The 19,201-nt window shown below is 50.5% G+C and carries 19 protein-coding genes; 12 read left to right on the forward strand and 7 right to left on the reverse strand.

The genetic code is table 11. The annotated features are described in order from the left end of the window. Positions 1 to 126: 126 nt before the first annotated feature. The 3 genes from pfkB (at position 127) to GC128_RS17995 (ending at position 2,409) form a co-directional block, all read left to right on the forward strand. On the forward strand, positions 127 to 1,056 hold the full coding sequence (gene pfkB / locus GC128_RS17985; protein ID WP_064518250.1) for a 6-phosphofructokinase II: 930 nt from the start codon (positions 127 to 129) through the stop codon (positions 1,054 to 1,056). 98 nt (positions 1,057 to 1,154) lie between these two features. Beyond that, positions 1,155 to 1,445, forward strand: coding sequence for a type V toxin-antitoxin system endoribonuclease antitoxin GhoS (gene ghoS, locus GC128_RS17990; protein ID WP_134183131.1), 291 nt, complete (start codon positions 1,155 to 1,157; stop codon positions 1,443 to 1,445). 103 nt (positions 1,446 to 1,548) lie between these two features. Continuing rightward, positions 1,549 to 2,409, forward strand: a complete 861-nt coding sequence (locus GC128_RS17995; RefSeq protein WP_151995437.1) for a fructosamine kinase family protein — start codon at positions 1,549 to 1,551, stop codon at positions 2,407 to 2,409. 35 nt (positions 2,410 to 2,444) lie between these two features. Here the strand turns inward: GC128_RS17995 and GC128_RS18000 are convergent, their stop codons facing one another. Further along, the gene (locus GC128_RS18000; protein ID WP_064518235.1) at positions 2,445 to 2,981 is read right to left on the reverse strand and encodes a YniB family protein; all 537 of its coding nucleotides are present in this window, start codon (positions 2,979 to 2,981) and stop codon (positions 2,445 to 2,447) included. 167 nt (positions 2,982 to 3,148) lie between these two features. Between GC128_RS18000 and hxpB the strand changes: the two genes are divergently transcribed. The 5 genes from hxpB (at position 3,149) to GC128_RS18025 (ending at position 7,783) form a co-directional block, all read left to right on the forward strand. Then, positions 3,149 to 3,817 (forward strand): hexitol phosphatase HxpB, encoded by a 669-nt coding sequence (gene hxpB / locus GC128_RS18005; RefSeq protein WP_151995438.1) that lies wholly within the window; start codon positions 3,149 to 3,151, stop codon positions 3,815 to 3,817. A 156-nt stretch (positions 3,818 to 3,973) separates the two neighbouring features. Beyond that, positions 3,974 to 4,735 (forward strand): 2-dehydro-3-deoxy-D-gluconate 5-dehydrogenase KduD, encoded by a 762-nt coding sequence (kduD, locus tag GC128_RS18010; RefSeq protein ID WP_151995439.1) that lies wholly within the window; start codon positions 3,974 to 3,976, stop codon positions 4,733 to 4,735. A 113-nt stretch (positions 4,736 to 4,848) separates the two neighbouring features. Beyond that, positions 4,849 to 5,439 (forward strand): metal-dependent hydrolase, encoded by a 591-nt coding sequence (locus GC128_RS18015; protein WP_151995440.1) that lies wholly within the window; start codon positions 4,849 to 4,851, stop codon positions 5,437 to 5,439. 133 nt (positions 5,440 to 5,572) lie between these two features. Further along, a complete protein-coding gene (locus tag GC128_RS18020) occupies positions 5,573 to 6,964 on the forward strand; it encodes an L-cystine transporter (protein ID WP_151995441.1) in 1,392 nt (463 codons plus the stop codon). Positions 6,965 to 7,096: 132 nt separating this feature from the next. Beyond that, complete coding sequence (locus GC128_RS18025; RefSeq protein WP_151995442.1) at positions 7,097 to 7,783, forward strand: tetratricopeptide repeat protein; 687 nt, start codon at positions 7,097 to 7,099, stop codon at positions 7,781 to 7,783. 80 nt (positions 7,784 to 7,863) lie between these two features. On the opposite strand, the gene cedA is transcribed toward GC128_RS18025, so the two are convergent. Continuing rightward, positions 7,864 to 8,166, reverse strand: coding sequence for a cell division activator CedA (gene cedA / locus GC128_RS18030; protein WP_370644956.1), 303 nt, complete (start codon positions 8,164 to 8,166; stop codon positions 7,864 to 7,866). Between the two features lie 95 nt (positions 8,167 to 8,261). On the opposite strand from cedA, the gene katE reads away from it, so the two are divergent. Beyond that, entirely contained in the window at positions 8,262 to 10,523 is a 2,262-nt protein-coding gene (gene katE / locus GC128_RS18035) for a catalase HPII (RefSeq protein ID WP_151995444.1), read from the forward strand. Between the two features lie 52 nt (positions 10,524 to 10,575). Here the strand turns inward: katE and osmE are convergent, their stop codons facing one another. Continuing rightward, the gene (osmE, locus tag GC128_RS18040; RefSeq protein WP_064518222.1) at positions 10,576 to 10,914 is read right to left on the reverse strand and encodes an osmotically-inducible lipoprotein OsmE; all 339 of its coding nucleotides are present in this window, start codon (positions 10,912 to 10,914) and stop codon (positions 10,576 to 10,578) included. Positions 10,915 to 11,188: 274 nt separating this feature from the next. Between osmE and nadE the strand changes: the two genes are divergently transcribed. Together nadE and yddG are read left to right on the forward strand one after the other, a co-directional pair. Beyond that, positions 11,189 to 12,013, forward strand: coding sequence for an ammonia-dependent NAD(+) synthetase (gene nadE / locus GC128_RS18045; protein ID WP_151995445.1), 825 nt, complete (start codon positions 11,189 to 11,191; stop codon positions 12,011 to 12,013). A gap of 83 nt (positions 12,014 to 12,096) precedes the next feature. Continuing rightward, a complete protein-coding gene (gene yddG / locus GC128_RS18050; RefSeq protein WP_151995446.1) occupies positions 12,097 to 12,987 on the forward strand; it encodes an aromatic amino acid DMT transporter YddG in 891 nt (296 codons plus the stop codon). 109 nt (positions 12,988 to 13,096) lie between these two features. Here yddG and hutU read toward each other — a convergent pair whose 3' ends face one another. Together hutU and hutH are read right to left on the reverse strand one after the other, a co-directional pair. Beyond that, complete coding sequence (gene hutU / locus GC128_RS18055) at positions 13,097 to 14,797, reverse strand: urocanate hydratase (protein WP_151995447.1); 1,701 nt, start codon at positions 14,795 to 14,797, stop codon at positions 13,097 to 13,099. Positions 14,798 to 14,814: 17 nt separating this feature from the next. Beyond that, complete coding sequence (gene hutH / locus GC128_RS18060; RefSeq protein WP_151995448.1) at positions 14,815 to 16,359, reverse strand: histidine ammonia-lyase; 1,545 nt, start codon at positions 16,357 to 16,359, stop codon at positions 14,815 to 14,817. A gap of 160 nt (positions 16,360 to 16,519) precedes the next feature. Here hutH and hutC point away from each other — a divergent pair, with 160 nt between their 5' ends. Then, on the forward strand, positions 16,520 to 17,272 hold the full coding sequence (gene hutC, locus GC128_RS18065) for a histidine utilization repressor (RefSeq protein ID WP_151995449.1): 753 nt from the start codon (positions 16,520 to 16,522) through the stop codon (positions 17,270 to 17,272). Here hutC and ves read toward each other — a convergent pair whose 3' ends face one another. Next, positions 17,273 to 17,818 carry an environmental stress-induced protein Ves gene (gene ves / locus GC128_RS18070; protein ID WP_151995450.1) on the reverse strand — a complete coding sequence of 182 codons (546 nt, stop codon included), beginning with the start codon at positions 17,816 to 17,818 and terminating at the stop codon, positions 17,273 to 17,275. Continuing rightward, positions 17,818 to 19,182, reverse strand: coding sequence for a formimidoylglutamate deiminase (locus GC128_RS18075; protein WP_151995451.1), 1,365 nt, complete (start codon positions 19,180 to 19,182; stop codon positions 17,818 to 17,820). Before GC128_RS18075 ends, ves begins: the two co-directional genes overlap by 1 nt. Positions 19,183 to 19,201 lie beyond the last annotated feature (19 nt).

Consider the following 19,201-nt stretch of genomic DNA (forward strand, 5'->3'; position numbering starts at 1 on the left):
TTTATTTTCATAAACATAGTGTTCTATTGCTTTTTACAAATCATTTGATAAATCATTGTGTTAATTGACATTCTTTGGGCTAAAACAGTGCTACGCTTTATCCCAACGCTAAATTAAGGAGGATATATGGCTCGGATTTATACATTGACACTTGCTCCCTCGCTCGATAGCGCAACATTAACCGCACAAATTTACCCGGAGGGGAAACTCCGCTGTACCGCTCCAGTGTTTGAACCTGGTGGTGGCGGCATTAACGTTGCACGAGCGATTGTGCACTTAGGAGGCCAGGCAACAGCCATATTTCCTTCCGGTGGCGCGACCGGGGAACACCTTTGTGCCCTTCTACTAGATGAACATGTCGCTATTGATACTGTTAATGCATGCGATTGGACTCGACAAAACTTACATGTTCATGCGGAATCAACTGGCGAACAGTATCGTTTTGTGATGCCAGGAGCCGCACTCACCGATGATGAATTCCGTTTACTCGAAGAAAAAATATTGTCCATTGAACCCGAAGCCATTCTGGTTATTAGTGGCAGTCTCCCACCAGGTATTAACGTTTCTAAACTTTGCGCATTAGTAAAAGCAGCTCAAAAAGCAGGTATCCGCTGCATCGTGGATAGCTCTGGCGAAGCCTTAAAAGCCACCCTTGAAATCGGCAATATTGAGTTGGTTAAACCAAACCAAAAAGAACTCAGTGCATTAGTAAACCGTGATCTCACTCAGCCTGACGATGTGCGCCAAGCTGCACAAGAGATTGTCGACAGTGGAAAAGCGAAACGCGTGGTGGTTTCTCTTGGTCCACAAGGTGCTCTTGGTGTTGATGCCAGCGGTTGTGTGCAAGTTGTTCCACCGCCAGTCAAAAGCCAAAGTACGGTTGGCGCAGGCGATAGCATGGTCGGAGCAATGACATTGAAACTGGCGGAAGGCGCACCTTTATTAGATATGGTTCGTTTCGGTGTCGCCGCAGGTAGTGCTGCCACCCTAAATCATGGCACTCGTTTGTGCTCACTGGAAAATACGCAAAAAATCTACAATTACTTGCGTAGTTAGCGACTAACTCCTGAATGGTGGCTTGTCGTCTCGCCAAAAGTCGCCATTTCATATAGATCAACTATGCTAAAACCTTCGGGATAACAATGAGGTGAATAATGAGTAGCGGAGACATCGTGCGCTATGTTGTCACATTTAAGTTCCAGGAAAATAATCTCACGGATCTTAACGAACTCAATAACCAACTGACACGCGGCGGTTTTTTGCTCACTATGTCAGATGACGAAGGGAAAATTCACGAGTTAGGTATCAATACTTTTGGGTTAATAAGCACATCAAGCCAGACAGAAGTTGAAGAGTTATCCCGTGGCCTTGGTCAGTTAGCGCTGGGTATCGAACCCGAAGTGTCAGTAACAACATGGGAAAACTGGCTACAAGAGAGTAAATAACCTTGTTTTAAATATCATGACCGGGGATGTGCGTCAGTTCGAAGTTTGACCTGGTTAACAGCGGTAAGCTAATGATCTACCAGAAAACCTGGGGAGAAGCATCATGTGGCAAGCTATTAGTCGTCTGTTAAGTGAACAACTCGGCACTGCTGAAATTGAACAACGCACGGAATTACCCGGCGGAGAAATTCATGCCGCCTGGCGAATTCACTATGCCGGTCATGAGATCTTTGTCAAAAGCGATGCGCGTGAAATGTTGCCCATCTTCACTGCTGAAGCCGACCAGCTTGAGTTACTTTCGCGCAGCAATACGGTACGCGTACCTAAAGTCTGGGCGGTTGGCAGCGATCGCGATTACAGCTTCCTGCTGCTCGAATACATGCCATCAAAACCGCTGGATGCACATAACGCCTTTTTGCTGGGGCAACAGCTAGCACGGTTGCATCTATGGAGCGAGCAACCGCAATTTGGCCTCGATTTTGATAATGATCTTTCCACTACCCCTCAACCCAATGCCTGGCAACGACGCTGGTCAACATTTTTTGCGGAGCAACGCATTGGCTGGCAGTTAGAACTCGCCGCTGAAAAAGGGATCCAATTTGGTGATATCGATCTTATCGTCGATTTTGTACACCAAACACTTGCCTCCCACCAGCCGCAGCCATCATTGCTACATGGTGATTTGTGGTCAGGAAATTGCGCAATGGGGCCTGATGGTCCATTTATTTACGATCCGGCGTGTTACTGGGGAGATCGTGAATGCGACCTGGCAATGTTGCCATTGCATCCTGATCAACCACCGCAAATCTATGACGGTTACCAGTCGATATCCCCTCTTCCCACCGATTTCCTCCTGCGCCAACCGGTCTATCAACTCTATACCCTACTTAACCGGGCGATTCTTTTTGGCGGTCAGCATTTAGTGGTCGCAGAAAAAGCATTAGATAGAGTTCTGGCGGCGTAATGGCTTCGCCACTCCTCAAACAGGAGTGGCGTTTTCTAGATAAAACCCAGTAATGAAAAGAAGAAGTAGCCGATGACGATAATGATGATGGGTAAAACATAGAGCGGGAAAATCTGCAGGAAAATCGTGTGTCGCGGCACGACAATTTTTGCATCGATCTGCGCTTTCGTTAACCCTTCCGGGCCTTTTGCTTGTTCCAGAATCAATTGATCTTGCACACCTTCACGCAAAAACTTCGCCTGGCGGCTCATACGTGCACCAGATGCCTGTAATGCGAGGCCAACAAATATCAGTGCGTAGATGACCCAGAACAGAATGTTTGCCTGCTGATGGAACTCCGGTTGTGGCGAGTTGTACCAGAAGAAATTTAAAAATGGCGTATTGAAACGCATCATCTCAATCATGACATGAGCAAAATCCAGCATCACGGCATTAATGCCCGCCTGTTTTTCGCTATGCGCATCCATAAACTTCAAAATCGAAATCAGTGTAGAAATTACCGCCGGGATAAAAATTACCCAGCCAGCCACACGTTTGAGTACGGCAATGCGTCCAGCTTGTTGATACGTCATTCGTTCCCCTTGGTTAAGACGTAACTTGTACGCACAAAGTCTACCTTGTCCGGTGTGATTTCGCCTGAGGTTTACGGGCGAATTTCACAAAGCAGTGGCATCCTCGGGTAATTCCAGCTATTGATTAGAGATCTTATCTTTAATACATAAATGACAGGAGTCGATAAATGGCTGTTACTCGCCAAATTGTAGCTGCAATTTTTGATATGGACGGTTTGTTGATTGATTCAGAACCGTTATGGGATGAAGCAGAGCTAGAGGTTATGGCAAGCATTGGCGTGGATATCTCCCGCCGTTGCGAACTACCCGATACGCTCGGCTTGCGTATCGATCTGGTCGTCGACCTGTGGTTCTCCCAGCAACCGTGGAATGGTCCAACGCGTGAAGAAGTGACCAGCCGCGTCATTACCCGGGCCATCTCCTTGGTTGAAGAAAAACGCCCTCTCTTGCCTGGTGTGCGTGAAGCCGTTGCATTGTGCAAAGCACAGGGGCTGAAAGTAGGTTTAGCTTCTGCATCACCTCTGCATATGCTTGAACGCGTTCTGGAAATGTTTGATCTGCGTGACCAGTTTGATGCCATCGCCTCAGCTGAACACCTGTCTTACAGCAAACCGCACCCTCAGGTTTATCTGGATGCCGCAGCAAAATTAGGTGTCGATCCCCTTACCTGTGTGACACTTGAAGATTCCGTAAATGGGATGATTGCCACCAAAGCTGCACGGATGCGTTCAATCGTGGTTCCCGCCGAAGAAAACCATGATGATGTGCGCTGGTGCCTTGCCGACGTAAAACTGCCGTCACTGGTTGAATTACGCGCCGAACACCTGCTTGGCTAATCTTTTATAAGGTGCGGGGCTCCCCGCATCTTTCTCAAAATCATACCTCCGTCAAAATTATTGAAACGCTATTTCATATTAATTTGAATTTCCCCCATCCCGTATCTATTCTTTATTTACACGCGCATATGCGCTTTTCCGGATACCGGGGTAACTATGATTCTCGATGCTTTTAATCTGCAGGGTAAAGTCGCTATCGTCACAGGTTGTGACACTGGATTGGGTCAGGGAATGGCGATCGGCCTTGCTGAGGCTGGTTGTAACATCGTTAGTGTGAACCGCAAAATTCCACACGAAACCGCGCAAAAAGTGGAAGCGCTGGGTCGACGTTTTCTCGCCATCCAGGCAGATTTAAGTCAGCACGAGGTCATTCCGGGCATCATCGAACAAGCTGTGGCGGGAATGGGAAAAATAGACATTCTGGTCAATAACGCGGGCACCATTCGCCGCGAAGACGCCCTTGAGTTTAGCGAGAAAAACTGGGACGACGTGATGAACCTGAACATTAAATCCGTGTTCTTTCTCTCTCAGGCGGTAGCAAAACAATTCATCATGCAAGGTGGTGGCGGGAAAATCATTAATATCGCCTCAATGTTGTCTTTCCAGGGCGGTATACGGGTTCCCTCTTATACGGCATCAAAAAGCGCGGTGCTCGGTGTCACGCGACTGCTGGCAAACGAATGGGCACAACACAATATTAATGTGAATGCCATTGCCCCCGGATATATGGCTACTAACAATACTCAACAACTGCGTGATGACGAAGTGCGCAGCCAGGAAATACTCGACCGTATTCCGGCAGGTCGCTGGGGCGTTCCCGCAGATCTACAAGGCCCTATAGTTTTTCTCGCTTCAAGCGCGTCCGATTACGTCAACGGATATACCATTGCAGTCGACGGTGGCTGGCTAGCCCGGTAAATCCGCCATCGCCGGGTAACCGGCGGTAGCAAAATGTTACGCCGTCACCTCTTCCGTCTACTGTATAAAATCCCTATACTGTATGAATCGACAGTTTTCATCCAGGTAGTATCATGACGGCGGAAGGCCATCTTCTTTTTTCCATTGCCTGCGCAGTTTTCGCAAAAAACGCCGAACTCACGCCCGTGCTTGCTCAAGGAGACTGGTGGCATATTGTGCCGTCAGCCATTTTGACCTGCTTATTACCAGATATCGACCATCCAAAGTCGTTTCTGGGCCAGCGTCTGCCGTGGATTTCTAAACCTATCGCCCGTGCCTGCGGTCATAGGGGCTTTACTCACAGTTTATTTGCGGTGTTTGCAAGCCTTGCACTGTTCTATCTTAAAGTCCCTGAAACTTGGGTTATTCCCGCCGATGCGCTACAAGGCATGGTGTTGGGTTATTTGAGCCATATTCTGGCAGATATGCTTACGCCTGCTGGAGTTCCGCTGCTGTGGCCATGCCGTTTGCGCTTTCGCTTTCCGATTGTCAGACCGCAAAAAGGCAACCAACTTGAACGCGTTTTGTGTATGGCGCTGTTTGGTCTGGCTGTGTGGATGCCGCAAAGCTTGCCCGATAACAGTGCGGTACGTTGGTCATCACAGGTGATAATTTCAATGCAAATGACCTTCAACAGCATTTTAAATCACCATTCAGCACAATAATTAGACGAAACCATTCAAAATGTAATAATCAATTCCTTTTGAATATAAGTGTCGTTCTAAGCTTCTGGTACGATTTACAGAATAAAGATGGCAATCAGTCCATCTATTTAAAAAACACTCAGGAGATACGGGGATGAATTTTCCACTTATAGCGAACGTTATCGTGTTCGTTATTCTGCTGCTGTTGCTGGCGCAAACTCGCCACAAACAGTGGAGTCTGGCAAAGAAAGTACTGCTTGGTTTAGCAATGGGCGTAGTATTTGGCCTTGCGCTGCACACCATTTATGGCGAAGACAGCCCGGTACTTAAACAATCTATCCAGTGGTTTAACATCGTTGGTAACGGTTATGTACAACTATTGCAAATGATCGTCATGCCATTAGTGTTCGCCTCAATTCTGAGCGCAGTAGCTCGTTTGCATAATGCCTCTTCATTGGGGAAAATCAGCTTCCTGACTATCGGGACCTTGCTGTTTACCACTTTGATCTCGGCACTTGTCGGCGTGTTGGTGACCAACCTGTTCGGCCTGACCGCTGAAGGTTTGGTACAAGGTACAGCTGAAACCGCCCGTCTGAGCACCATTGAAACCACGTACGTGGGCAAAGTGGCTGACCTGAACGTGCCGCAACTGATTCTGTCATTCGTGCCGAAAAACCCGTTTGCTGACCTGACTGGGGCGAATCCAACCTCCATCATCAGCGTGGTGATTTTCGCCGCATTCCTGGGTGTCGCAGCTCTGAAATTGCTGAAAGACGATGCACCGAAAGGTGAGCGTGTTCTGGTTGCGATTGATACACTGCAAAGCTGGGTAATGAAGCTGGTGCGCCTGGTCATGCAATTGACGCCATACGGCGTACTTGCACTGATGACTAAAGTTGTTGCCGGTTCAAACCTGCAAGACATCATCAAGCTCGGTAGTTTCGTGGTTGCATCTTATCTCGGTCTGGCAATTATGTTCGGCGTGCACGCAGTATTGCTGGCCGTAAACGGCGTAAGCCCGCTCAAATACTTCCGCAAGGTTTGGCCGGTACTAACATTTGCCTTCACCAGTCGTTCTAGCGCCGCCAGCATTCCATTGAACGTTGAAGCGCAAACTCGCCGTCTGGGTGTTCCTGAGTCCATCGCAAGCTTTGCGGCGTCCTTTGGTGCCACTATCGGCCAGAACGGTTGTGCTGGTCTCTATCCTGCCATGCTGGCGGTGATGGTCGCTCCAACAGTCGGTATTAACCCGCTGGACCCGGTCTGGATTGCAACTCTGGTTGGTATCGTCACCGTAAGCTCCGCAGGTGTTGCGGGCGTTGGTGGCGGTGCAACCTTCGCAGCCCTGATAGTTCTGCCAGCCATGGGCTTGCCGGTCACACTGGTAGCATTGTTGATTTCTGTTGAACCACTTATTGATATGGGTCGTACTGCTCTGAACGTTAGCGGTTCAATGACTGCCGGTACTATCACCAGCCAGTTGATGAAGCAGACGGATAAAGAATTACTCAATAGTGATGAAGAAGCGGAATTGGCGCATCGCTAATCAGTAGCAAAACCACCTTATAATCTGCGACAATAAACGGTTCCTGTAACAGGGAACCGTTTTTTTATTTATAACTTAGAGCCCCTCTCAGGGTGCCAAAACACTTTCGCCTTCTACGGACCTCTTCCCTCAATGAAACGACTCTGCATTCTACTTTTCTTCTTTGTCTCTGGCGCCTGGGCAGAAAATGTCGATAGCCCTTACCTGAAACATGCGCAGGAAGGTGACAGCCGTGCGCAATTCTATCTTGCCGATACCCTGGTTAGCGCAGGCGAATATCAGCAGGCAGAAAGCTGGGCTGCCAAATCAGCCGCTCAGGGTGATGCCGATGCCATGGCGTTATTGGCTCAACTCAAAATTCATGACCCTGCCACCGCTGATTACCAACAGGCTAAATCGTTAGCACAACAGGCCGTACAACGAGGCAGCCAGTCTGGAAAAGTGACTCTGGCACGCATTTTCGTTAATACCCAAGCGGGTAAACCCGATTACACCAGGGCCATTGAACTGCTGGAAAGCGCCTCGCAGGATATAGAAAGTGACTCCGCAGTCGATGCGCAAATGTTTCTGGGGTTACTCTACGCCAATGGTGTAGGGACAGCGCAAGATGATGAAAAAGCCACTTTCTGGTTTAAACGCAGCTCCACGCTCTCCCGCACCGGGTATGCCGAGTACTGGGCTGGAATGTTATTTTTAAACGGCGAAAAGGGTTTTATCGCTGTCAATAAACAGCGTGCATTGCAGTGGTTAAATCTGAGCTGTATGGAAGGCTTTGATACCGGTTGCGAAGAGTTTGAGCGGCTCAGTAACGGCGGGTAAGTCAATCTGCGTTGCAGGGCCTGCACTCGGCAGGCCTTTAAATTCAAGTCTCTTAAAACAGCTCTGAGCTCGTTCTTCTCTCAGTAAATCTCATTTTCATGTCTGACCTGTATTGCCCAGCGTTGTGCCGATTCCGGTAAGGTAAAGGGCGGTGACTGGCGGAACGCATTTCCTACCAGCACAAAAGCCACGTAGCGGTTGCGTAGCAGCCACACATCCTTAAACCCATCCACTCGAAAAGCATGAGACGGTGGTGAGGGTTCAACACGCGCTTGGTACGTAAGAACGGGACGAGTATTCGGTTGGCGTAAAGGTTTCATAGGCAATGGAATCAAAACTAAATTGATGAACAACTTCGCTATGATAGCGGAGAACTGTCCCATAAGTCTCGCGTCGAGATGACCTTGTCCTATAGTTAAAGCTGTTTTGGGCCATACGAAGCCCAATGAGAGCAGAACTAAAACAGGAGATGAGTTCAATGTCGACGAACGATAAGCACCCTCTGAATCACAGTGCACCTATACATGACGCCAATGAATCGAAGCCAGGTATGGATTCGCTGGCACCCGATGATGGCTCTCATCGCCCTTCAACTGAACCGAGCCCTCCGGGAGCGCAACCCACTGCGGCAGGGAGTTATAAAAGCCCGGACACCTCCAACGAAAAATTAAAATTGCTCGATAATCATCGCAAGAACGGTGAAAACTTCCCTCTGACCACCAATCAGGGCGTGCGCATTGCCGATGACCAGAACTCGCTGCGTGCTGGTACGCGTGGGCCTACGCTTCTGGAAGATTTTATCCTGCGGGAAAAAATCACCCATTTTGACCATGAACGTATTGCTGAGCGCATCGTTCACGCGCGCGGCTCAGCGGCACACGGTTATTTCCAGCCATACAAAAATATGGCGGAAGTGACCAAAGCAGATTTTCTTTCCGACCCCGACAAAATCACTCCGGTATTTGTGCGTTTTTCAACGGTACAAGGTGGCGCAGGTTCCGCCGATACAGTGCGCGATATCCGCGGCTTTGCCACTAAGTTCTACACCGAAGAAGGTATTTTCGATTTAGTTGGCAACAACACCCCAGTATTTTTCATTCAGGATGCGCATAAATTTCCTGATTTCGTCCATGCAGTGAAACCTGAGCCACACTGGGCTATCCCGCAAGGTGGCAGCGCGCACGACACCTTCTGGGACTATGTCTCGCTGCAACCTGAAACGCTACACAACGTTATTTGGGCGATGTCTGACCGCGGTCTGCCGCGCAGCTACCGCACCATGGAAGGTTTCGGGATTCATACTTTCCGCATGATTAACGCAGAAGGGAAAGCCACTTTCGTACGCTTCCACTGGAAACCGACCGCGGGCAAAGCTTCTCTGCTTTGGGATGAGTCGCAAAAACTGACCGGACGTGATCCTGATTTCCACCGCCGCGACCTTTGGGAATCGATTGAAGCGGGTGACTTCCCGGAATATGAACTGGGCCTACAATTAATTCCGGAAGAAGATGAATTTAAATATGACTTTGACCTGCTCGACCCAACCAAACTGATCCCCGAAGAGCTGGTGCCGGTTCATCTGGTGGGCAAAATGACGCTCAACCGCAACCCGGATAACTTCTTTGCCGAAAATGAACAAGTGGCATTCCATCCGGGCCATATCGTTCCAGGCTTAGATTTTAGTAACGACCCGCTGCTACAAGGCCGCTTGTTCTCTTACACCGATACACAAATCAGTCGTCTCGGTGGGCCAAACTTCCATGAAATTCCGATAAACCGTCCGACCTGCCCATATCACAACTTCCAGCGCGACGGCATGCATCGCATGGATATCGACAGCAATCCTGCCAACTACGAACCCAATTCCATCAACGACAACTGGCCGCGTGAAACACCTCCGGGGCCAAAACGCGGCGGTTTTGAAAGCTATCAGGAGCGTATTGAGGGCCATAAAGTCCGCGAGCGCAGCCCGTCGTTTGGTGAATATTATTCGCAACCGCGGTTGTTCTGGCAAAGCCAGACTCCTGTGGAACAGCAACACATCATCAGTGCCTTTAGTTTCGAATTATCTAAAGTCGCGAGGCCGTATATCCGCGAACGTGTACTGGATCATTTGACACATATTGATATTTCCCTTGCTCATCCGGTCGCAGAAAATCTCGGAATTGAACTGTCTGATGAGCAGATGCATGTTGCGCCGCCAAAAGATGTGAACGGCCTGAAGAAAGATCCAAGCCTGAGTTTGTATGCCGTGCCAAGTGGTTCAGTGAAAGGTCGCGTGGTGGCTATTTTGCTGAGTGAAAAAGCCAATGCTGCGGATGTCCTGGTTACGATGAAGGCGCTGAAAGCACAGGGCGTGCATACCAAATTACTGTTTTCCCGCATGGGTGAAACAAGCGCTGATGACGGATCCCTGCTCCCGATTGCCGCCACGTTTACCGGTTCGCCATCGGTCACGGTAGATGCGGTGATTGTTCCCGGGGGCGATCTCACTTCAATTCTCAACAACGGTGACGCAGCTTATTATTTACTGGAAGCTTATAAACACTTAAAGGTCATTGGTCTTGCAGGGGATGCCCGCCAGTTTAAAACTCAGCTAGGAATCGATAATAACCAGGGCGAGGAAGGCGTGGTAGAAGGTGACACTGTCACGACTGCATTTACCGATGATTTCCTTAAACTGTTAGCCGCGCATCGTATTTGGTCGCGCAGCAATAAAATCAGCCATATCCCGGCTTAACCCACAAAAAAGCCGTCACATCAGTGACGGCTTTTCCATTTCTAACGTGTAATTATTTTTTGACCTGCGGGTCAGTATCGTACTCAGCACAAGTCTGATAACCCGAGTTCATCACATGCCCGGTTTCATCAAGCGCTACGAAATAAGTTTCTGTTTTGCCATCACGCTGACCAAGAATGTAAGTCTGGCAAGTACCACGTGCGTGAATCATGGTCACTTCTGAAGAAGGTTTGCCTGCAACCTGTTGAACTTGCTCACGGCTCATGCCTTTTTTCACATCTTTTACAACCGGTGTTGCTACCTGATCTTTAGTACGATCGTAGGCTGTACAACCGGCAAGCATTGTCATAACCGCTGCTGCACTTAAAATTCCTGCAAAAGTCTTGTTCATATTTTATCCTCGTTTTTCAGGGTATTGCTCATGCGTGTTAGATAAGCCTGGAATATAAAAGCGCATTTTTCAACTAAGCAGACCAAATGAGCAAATTTTAGGATTATTAAACAAAACACCAGGTTAGCTCCAAAACGTACCAGATAGCTCTAAATCACACCAAACGGCACAACCACTCTCCCATGAGTCTTGTCGTTTTAACCACAAACGGGTAGTTTTAACAAATCTGACTTTTGCTACCTGCATACGCAGGTAAATTGCACCGGAGGGTTAAATGGCTCTGCAACAAGAGATTATTCAGGCACTAGGGGTGAAACCACAGATCGACCCAGAACACGAAATTCGTGTCAGCGTTGATTTCCTGAAGTCGTACCTGAAAAGATATTCATTTATTAAGTCGCTGGTGCTGGGTATTAGCGGCGGCCAGGATTCAACCCTTACCGGTAAACTCTGTCAGCTCGCCATTAATGAACTGCGTGATGAAACCGGTGACGAAACTTACCAGTTTATCGCCGTACGCTTGCCGTTTGGCGTGCAGGCCGATGAACAAGACTGTCAGGATGCCATTACCTTTATTGAGCCAGACCGCGTGCTAACCGTGAATATCAAAGGTGCTGTACTGGCGAGCGAACAAGCACTGCGTGAAGCAGGTATTGAGTTGAGCGATTTTATTCGTGGCAATGAAAAAGCCCGTGAGCGCATGAAAGCACAATACAGTATCGCTGGCATGACCAAAGGCGTTGTTGTGGGTACTGACCATGGTGCTGAAGCGGTGACTGGATTCTTCACCAAATACGGCGATGGCGGCACCGATATCAACCCAATCTTCCGCCTTAACAAGCGCCAGGGAAAAGCACTACTTAAAACACTGGGCTGCCCGGAACATTTATACCAGAAAGCGCCAACCGCTGATCTTGAAGATGACCGCCCTTCTCTGCCTGATGAAGCTGCTCTGGGCGTAACCTACGAGCAAATTGATGACTACCTGGAAGGCAAAACTCTGGACGATGCCACCAGCAAAATCATCGAAGGCTGGTATCTGAAAACCGAACACAAACGCCGCACGCCAATTACCGTGTTTGATGATTTCTGGAAATAAATAGCATCACGCCATCCGACCTGCTGCGGGTTTTCCAGGTCGGATAAGCGCAGCGTCATCCGACAATCCCTTTCTGGAAACACATGGACACCTCTGCAAAACGCGCCACGGCTTTTGGCCTGCTGGCGATCCTCCTCTGGAGCACCTCGGTCGGTTTACTACGCAGTATCAGCGAGCATTTTGGCCCGGTGGGTGGCGCTGCGCTGATTTACACCGTCAGCGCATTTTGCCTGTGCATTGCGCGGGGATTACCGAAAATCCGTGAAATCCCTCCGCGCTATCTGTGGATTGGCGGTGCGCTATTCGTCACTTACGAAATTTTCCTCGCCTTAGCGATTGGGCTGGCGCACAGCCGCAGCCAGTCGCTTGAGCTGGGGATGATCAACTATTTATGGCCGAGCCTGACCATCTTGCTTGCCCTGTTTATCAACCAGCAGCGTAGTAGTCTATGGCTCTGGCCGGGGCTTGCGCTGTCACTGGCGGGCATCATTCAGGTGATGAAAGGCGATGGTGACTGGTCACCGATTCAGATGTGGCACAACATTCTGGATAACCCGCTGGCATACGGCCTGGCTTTTGCCGCTGCGTTAATCTGGGCGCTGTATTGCAACATTACGCGCCGCTGGAGTGATGGGAAAAACGGCGTATCCCTGTTCTTCTGCGCCACTGCGGTAGTGTTGTGGGTTAAATTTGCTTTCGTTAGCGAAGCACCGATTCACTTTACGCTGCCTTCGACACTGCAACTCCTGTTTATGGGAGTTTCGACCGCTGTCGCTTACACGGCCTGGAATCACGGCATTCAGCGCGGGAACATGACGCTATTGGCAACCGCATCGTACTTTACGCCGGTGCTTTCGGCGTTAATCGCAAGCCTGTGGTTGGGTTTACATCCGGGTTGGGCGTTCTGGCAGGGTGTGATGATGGTAGTCGGCGGATCGCTTTTATGTTGGCTCGCAACTCGCCGCTATAGCTAACGCTTCATACTTCGAGCCGCAGCGGTGTTGGCTGCACTCACAAACCCCAGTCACTTACTTATGTAAGCTCCTGGGGATTTGCTCCCTTGCCGCCTACCTGCAACTCGAATTATTTTGCGTTATGAGTTTTAGTCATCGGAAGTTTTAAATCATGGCGATGCGCGCATTCAATCGCACTCTCATAACCGGCATCGGCGTGGCGCATCACGCCCGTTGCCGGGTCATTCCACAATACGCGACCCAAGCGCACCGCCGCTTCTGGCGTACCGTCGGCAACAATCACCACGCCTGCGTGTTGCGAGAAGCCCATTCCTACTCCACCGCCATGATGCAAACTTACCCAGGTCGCGCCACCTGCAGTATTTAGCAGTGCATTCAGCAATGGCCAGTCGGATACCGCATCAGAGCCATCCTTCATGGATTCTGTTTCACGATTTGGCGATGCTACCGAACCGCAGTCCAGATGGTCACGACCAATTACGATTGGTGCTTTCAGCTCGCCGTTGCGCACCATTTCGTTAAATGCCAGCCCGGCAAGATGACGCTCGCCGAGTCCCAGCCAGCAAATACGCGCCGGTAATCCCTGGAATGCAATTCGTTCTTGCGCCATATCCAACCAGCGATGCAGGTTGTGGTTATCCGGGAAGAGTTCTTTGAGTTTGGCGTCGGTTTTGGCGATATCTTCCGGGTCGCCAGACAGCGCCACCCAGCGGAATGGCCCTTTGCCTTCGCAGAACAACGGGCGAATATAGGCCGGAACAAAGCCTGGGAAATCAAAGGCATTTTCCACGCCTTCATCGAACGCCACCTGGCGAATATTGTTGCCGTAATCTACCGTCGGCACGCCCATTTCCCAGAAATCGAGCATCGCCTGAACGTGCACCGCCATTGACTCACGCGCTGCTTTTTCTACCGCTTTCGGCTGTGAGGTGCGTTCGTTCTGCCAGCGATCCACGCTCCAGCCCAACGGCAAGTAACCGTTCACCGGATCGTGCGCGGAGGTTTGGTCGGTGACAATATCAGGCTTGATTCCACCCGCTTTGGCGCGTTTCACCAGCTCCGGCAGCAACTCGGCGGCGTTCCCCAACAGGCCCACAGAGATGGCTTTTTTCTCTGCATTCGCCTGCTCGATCATCGCCAGTGCTTCATCAAGATTTGTCGCTTTATAATCGAGATAACGAGTACGCAGACGGAAATCTATGCGCGACTCCTGGCACTCGATGGCTAACACCGAAGCGCCTGCCAGAACGCCAGCCAGCGGCTGTGCGCCACCCATACCGCCCAAACCTGCAGTCAGGATCCATTTGCCGCGCAAATCCCCACCGTAATGCTGACGACCAGCTTCGGCAAAGGTTTCAAAAGTGCCCTGCACGATGCCTTGAGCGCCGATGTAAATCCACGAACCTGCGGTCATTTGCCCATACATCATCAACCCGGCTTTATCGAGCTCATGGAAATGATCCCAATTTGCCCAATGCGGTACGAGGTTGGAATTGGCAATTAGCACGCGCGGAGCATCTGCGTGAGTGCGGAAAATACCGACTGGTTTGCCCGATTGCACCAGTAATGTTTCATCGGCCTTGAGCGTACGCAGCGAGGCAAGGATCTGTTCAAAGCAATCCCAGTTACGAGCGGCTTTACCGATCCCGCCGTACACTACGAGATCTTCCGGGCGTTCAGCGACATCGGGATCGAGGTTGTTTTGGATCATGCGGTAAGCCGCTTCAATCAGCCAGTTTTCGCAGTGCAATGTCGTACCATGCGGTGCGCGTACCGTGCGGGCTACCGCCTGTTTTACAGATTCAGTCATTGTAGTGGCTCCCGGCATCAGGCCGACGTAGAAGGGAAAAGTTGTGTAATAACAGTAGGTAATTCACCACTACAGCCCCACTGGCGCATGCTTTCGATATCCGGTGCCAGTAAGCGGTCTTTATCAAGGAAAGCAACGCGTTCACGCACACCACTGAAGACCTGCTCCATGATTGGCGAACTGCGTAATGGGCGGGAAAACTCGATCCCCTGGGCTGCAGCCATCGCTTCAATCCCCACTACGGCGGCGGTGTTGAAACACATTTCGCCAAGGCGGCGCGCGGCATAAGTCGCCATTGAAACGTGGTCTTCCTGGTTTGCTGAAGTTGGCAGGCTGTCCACACTTCCCGGATGAGCCAATGACTTGTTTTCAGATGCCAGCGCTGCGGCTGTCACCTGCGCAATCATAAAGCCTGAGTTAATTCCGCCCTCTTTCACCAGGAATGGCGGTAAGCCAGAAAGACCGGTATCCAGCAGTAATGCCAGGCGACGTTCAGAAATCGCGCCAATTTCAGCAACTGCCAAAGCAATAATATCGGCGGCGAATGCCACAGGTTCAGCATGGAAATTTCCGCCGGAAATCACCTCTCCGGTTTCGCTGAATACCAGTGGGTTGTCCGATGCGGCGTTAGCTTCAATTTGCAGTACGCGTGCTGCATGGCGCAGGTTATCGAGGCATGCTCCCATTACTTGCGGTACACAACGGATTGAATACGGATCTTGCACTCGCCCGCAATGCTGATGAGAGTCAACAATTTCACTATCGGCAAGCAAAGCTCTGACAGCCGCTGCAACGTCGATTTGCCCGGTCTGCCCACGCGCTTCATGAATTCTTGCATCGAAAGGTTTCACTGAACCTTTAATTGCCTCCAGTGATAACGCCCCGGCGACAAGGCCAGCACCAAACACTTTTTCGCCTTCAAACAGGCCGCGCAGCGCCAGTGCAGTAGAAACTTGCGTACCGTTAAGTAACGCCAGCCCCTCTTTTGGCCCAAGCACCAGCGGCTCGACCCCGGCAATTTTCAACCCGGCGATAGCTGGAAGCTCCTCGCCATTGATACGCACATTACCTTCACCTAACAACATCAGCGAAAGATGCGCCAGCGGGGCTAAATCTCCCGACGCGCCAACCGAACCTTTTTCCGGTATAACCGGCATCACACCTGCGTTAAACAGGCGCAATAAACTGTCGATAACATCCATACGCACGCCAGAGTGGCCACGCGCGAGGCTAATAATTTTGCTCGCCATCACCAGACGTACCACATCATCTGGCAATGGTTGCCCAAGACCCACGCTATGCGAAAGCACCAGGTTGCGTTGCAATTCAGCCAGATGTTCTTTGGCAATGGTGGTTTGCGCCAGCTTGCCAAATCCCGTATTAATGCCGTAAACCACATCGCCATGATTGACGATAGCCTCAACGGTTTGTTGGGACTTAACGACCGCATCAATGGCCCTGGAATCAAGGCTCAAAGTCACGACTCCATGGTAGATTTCACGCAGTGTGGCGAGCGTTACGTGCCCCGGTGTAAGACAGCAAATCTTTTTTTGCAGCGACATAGCGACATCCTGATGGCATCAATTCATGTGAACGTATAGAGTTGTATAGACAACCTAACTAATAAACCCAAATGACCGCCAGCGGGTCATAGGAAATTTTTATTGAACAGTGAGCGAGATCGCGCTTTCGCCGCAAAATGCAATTTTTAAGGAACCGTTGATGTCTGAAATCCAACCTCTGGATCAATTGCGTGCCGCCATCAGTGATTTACCTGCGCCCATTTACCTGCGGGTAAAACAAGGAATCATCAGCCAGATCCGCAGTGGGAACTGGCTTACTCATCAGCGAGTGCCTTCGGAAACCGAACTGGTGAATGCGCTGAATGTCAGCCGAATGACTATCAACCGGGCGTTGCGAGAACTCACTGGCGAAGGCTGGCTGGTACGAATGCAAGGTGTGGGAACCTTTGTGGCAGAGCAAAAAGGCCATACTGCAATGCTTGAAGTTGGCAGCATTGCCGAAGAGATTACCGCGCGAGGTCATCACTACCGCAATCAGGTGGTAGCGCTTGAACAAGTTAAGGCAGATGGAAAGCTGGCACATGCCTTTTCAGTCAACGTTGGCGAGCCGCTGTTCTATTCGCAACTGGTTCACTACGACAACGATATGGCAGTACAGCTGGAAACGCGCTATGTGAACCCGGCGCTTGCCCCAGACTATCTACAACAAGATTTCCGCCTGGTAACGCCACACCATTATCTGAGCAAAGTCGCACCGCTAACTTCGGGTGAACATATTGTGGAAGCGGTGCTGGCAGATGAAACGCAGCAAGGATTGCTTGAAGTGACGGCCAACCAGCCTTGTTTATTGATTCAACGCCGCACCTGGCACCATTCGCAGGTGGTGACGGTAGCCCGACTACTGTATCCGGGCTCGCGTTATCAATTGGTCGGCAGTTTTACCGGGCAATGATCAGAGATAGGTAATTTCGCTAAACAGTAGCTTTCCTTCCGTCTTCAGTAAGCGCAAGGTGTGGCGGCCCTCTTGCCACCACGCACCTTGATCTGGCGTCAGTAGTTTGTCACCCAGTTGCCACTCACCGCTGAGCACATAAACAATGCCGCCACGCGGAGCGAAGGTCGTAAACGTGCGGTCAGCAACACGCACTTTGGCCCGGCAACGGTCACGATGCGTCATGATGTTGAAATCCATCGACATACCCTGCTTTAGCTCGGCTTTAACCGTGTAATCACCGGCAAAAGCAAAAGGCTGAAAGTGCTTTAGGGTATGACGAAACGCCTTTCCGGCATCCAGAACCACTTCCCCCCCTTCAAGCAAGGTGATGACACGGTCTACCTGAGGGAAAGCTGAAAACTCGCCGCTACTGGCGATTGACGCGATACTGGCGCGCCAGTTGAAATCGCGCGTAGCGGGCGGAAAACAGCAAATTTCGCGGGTTTCTCCGGCCCCGTTACGCCACAAGCTGACGGGCACTTTCCGTATATCAAAGAATTCCATCACCACTCCTGAAGAGTGCGCATCACCAGCGCAAACTGTGCATTACTTTGTTCATCGAGTGGGTGCTGCCTGTCGGTTATCACCTGTTTTCCAGCAACCCACACGTCTCGTATTTGTTCGCTGCGTCCACCAAACAACCAGCGGTTAAGAATCGCGTAATCTTCAACATGCACAAGCCATGAGTCACGCTCGAGTACCAGCCAGTCCGCACGCTGCCCAGGAGCAATCATCCCCATCGTCACACCGCAGGCTTGTGCCCCGCCAACCGCAGCCTGCCGCCACAAAACCTCGCCGACCTGAGGCAATTCTGGCAACACAATGCGGTTGCGCCTTTTATCACGTAGGCGCTGCGCGTACTCAAGCCAGCGTAATTCTTCAAGCGCACTAACCGATACATGACTGTCAGAACCCACTCCCCAATGGCCGCCCTGGGCGATGAAATTGGTTGCTGGGAAAATGCCATCGCCGAGATTTGCTTCAGTTGTTGGGCATAAACCTGCCACTGTGCGGCTTTCAACAATTTGGGTTAACTCTTCAGGCGACAGGTGCGTGGCATGAACCAGGCACCAGCGGTCGTCCACCGCAAAGCGGTTATATAGCCATTCCACCGGGCGCTCATTGCTCCAGGCAAGACAGTCGTCGACTTCTTTTTCCTGCTCAGCAATATGGATATGAACCGGCAAGCGGTAATCACTCGCTTCCAGAACATCTTCCATCTGCTCCTGTGTCACCGCTCGTAATGAGTGAAAACACAAACCTTGATTAATCAATGGATAACGACGTAATGCATTGCCCAACGCTTGTTGTTGGCGCAGATAACGATCGACATCCTGGATAAATCTTTTTTGCCCCGCGGCAGGTGGTTGTGCGCCAAAACCCGCGTGGCTGTACAACACTGGCAACAGCGTTTGCCCTATCCCACTGTTATCGGCAGCAAGCAGCAGTTGCTGTAGCATCAAATCACCTGACACATACGGTTTTCCGTTAACGTCATGATGTAAATAGTGAAATTCAGCGACCTGAGTGTAACCACCCTTGAGCATATCAATGTACAAATGAGTGGCAATGGCACCGACTTGTTCGGGAGATAGTTTCTGTACCATGCGATACATCATGTCGCGCCACGTCCAGAAACTGTCTTGCGGATTGCCAGCTACTTCTGTCAACCCCGCCATCACCCGCTGAAACGCATGAGAGTGCAAGTTTGAGATAGAAGGAATCACTGTGCCCGGTAGCAGTGTGGCATTTTCCCCTGAAGCACCAACTTCGACGTGAGTAATCGTTCCTTGTTCGTTGACGCTAATACGCACATTGTGCCCCCAACCTTGTGGGAGCATCACAACTGGAGCAAAAAATGCAGGCATGGATTTGATTCCTTCTTTT

The organism is Buttiauxella massiliensis, from assembly GCF_902500225.1.
GTDB classification, from domain to species: domain Bacteria; phylum Pseudomonadota; class Gammaproteobacteria; order Enterobacterales; family Enterobacteriaceae; genus Buttiauxella; species Buttiauxella massiliensis.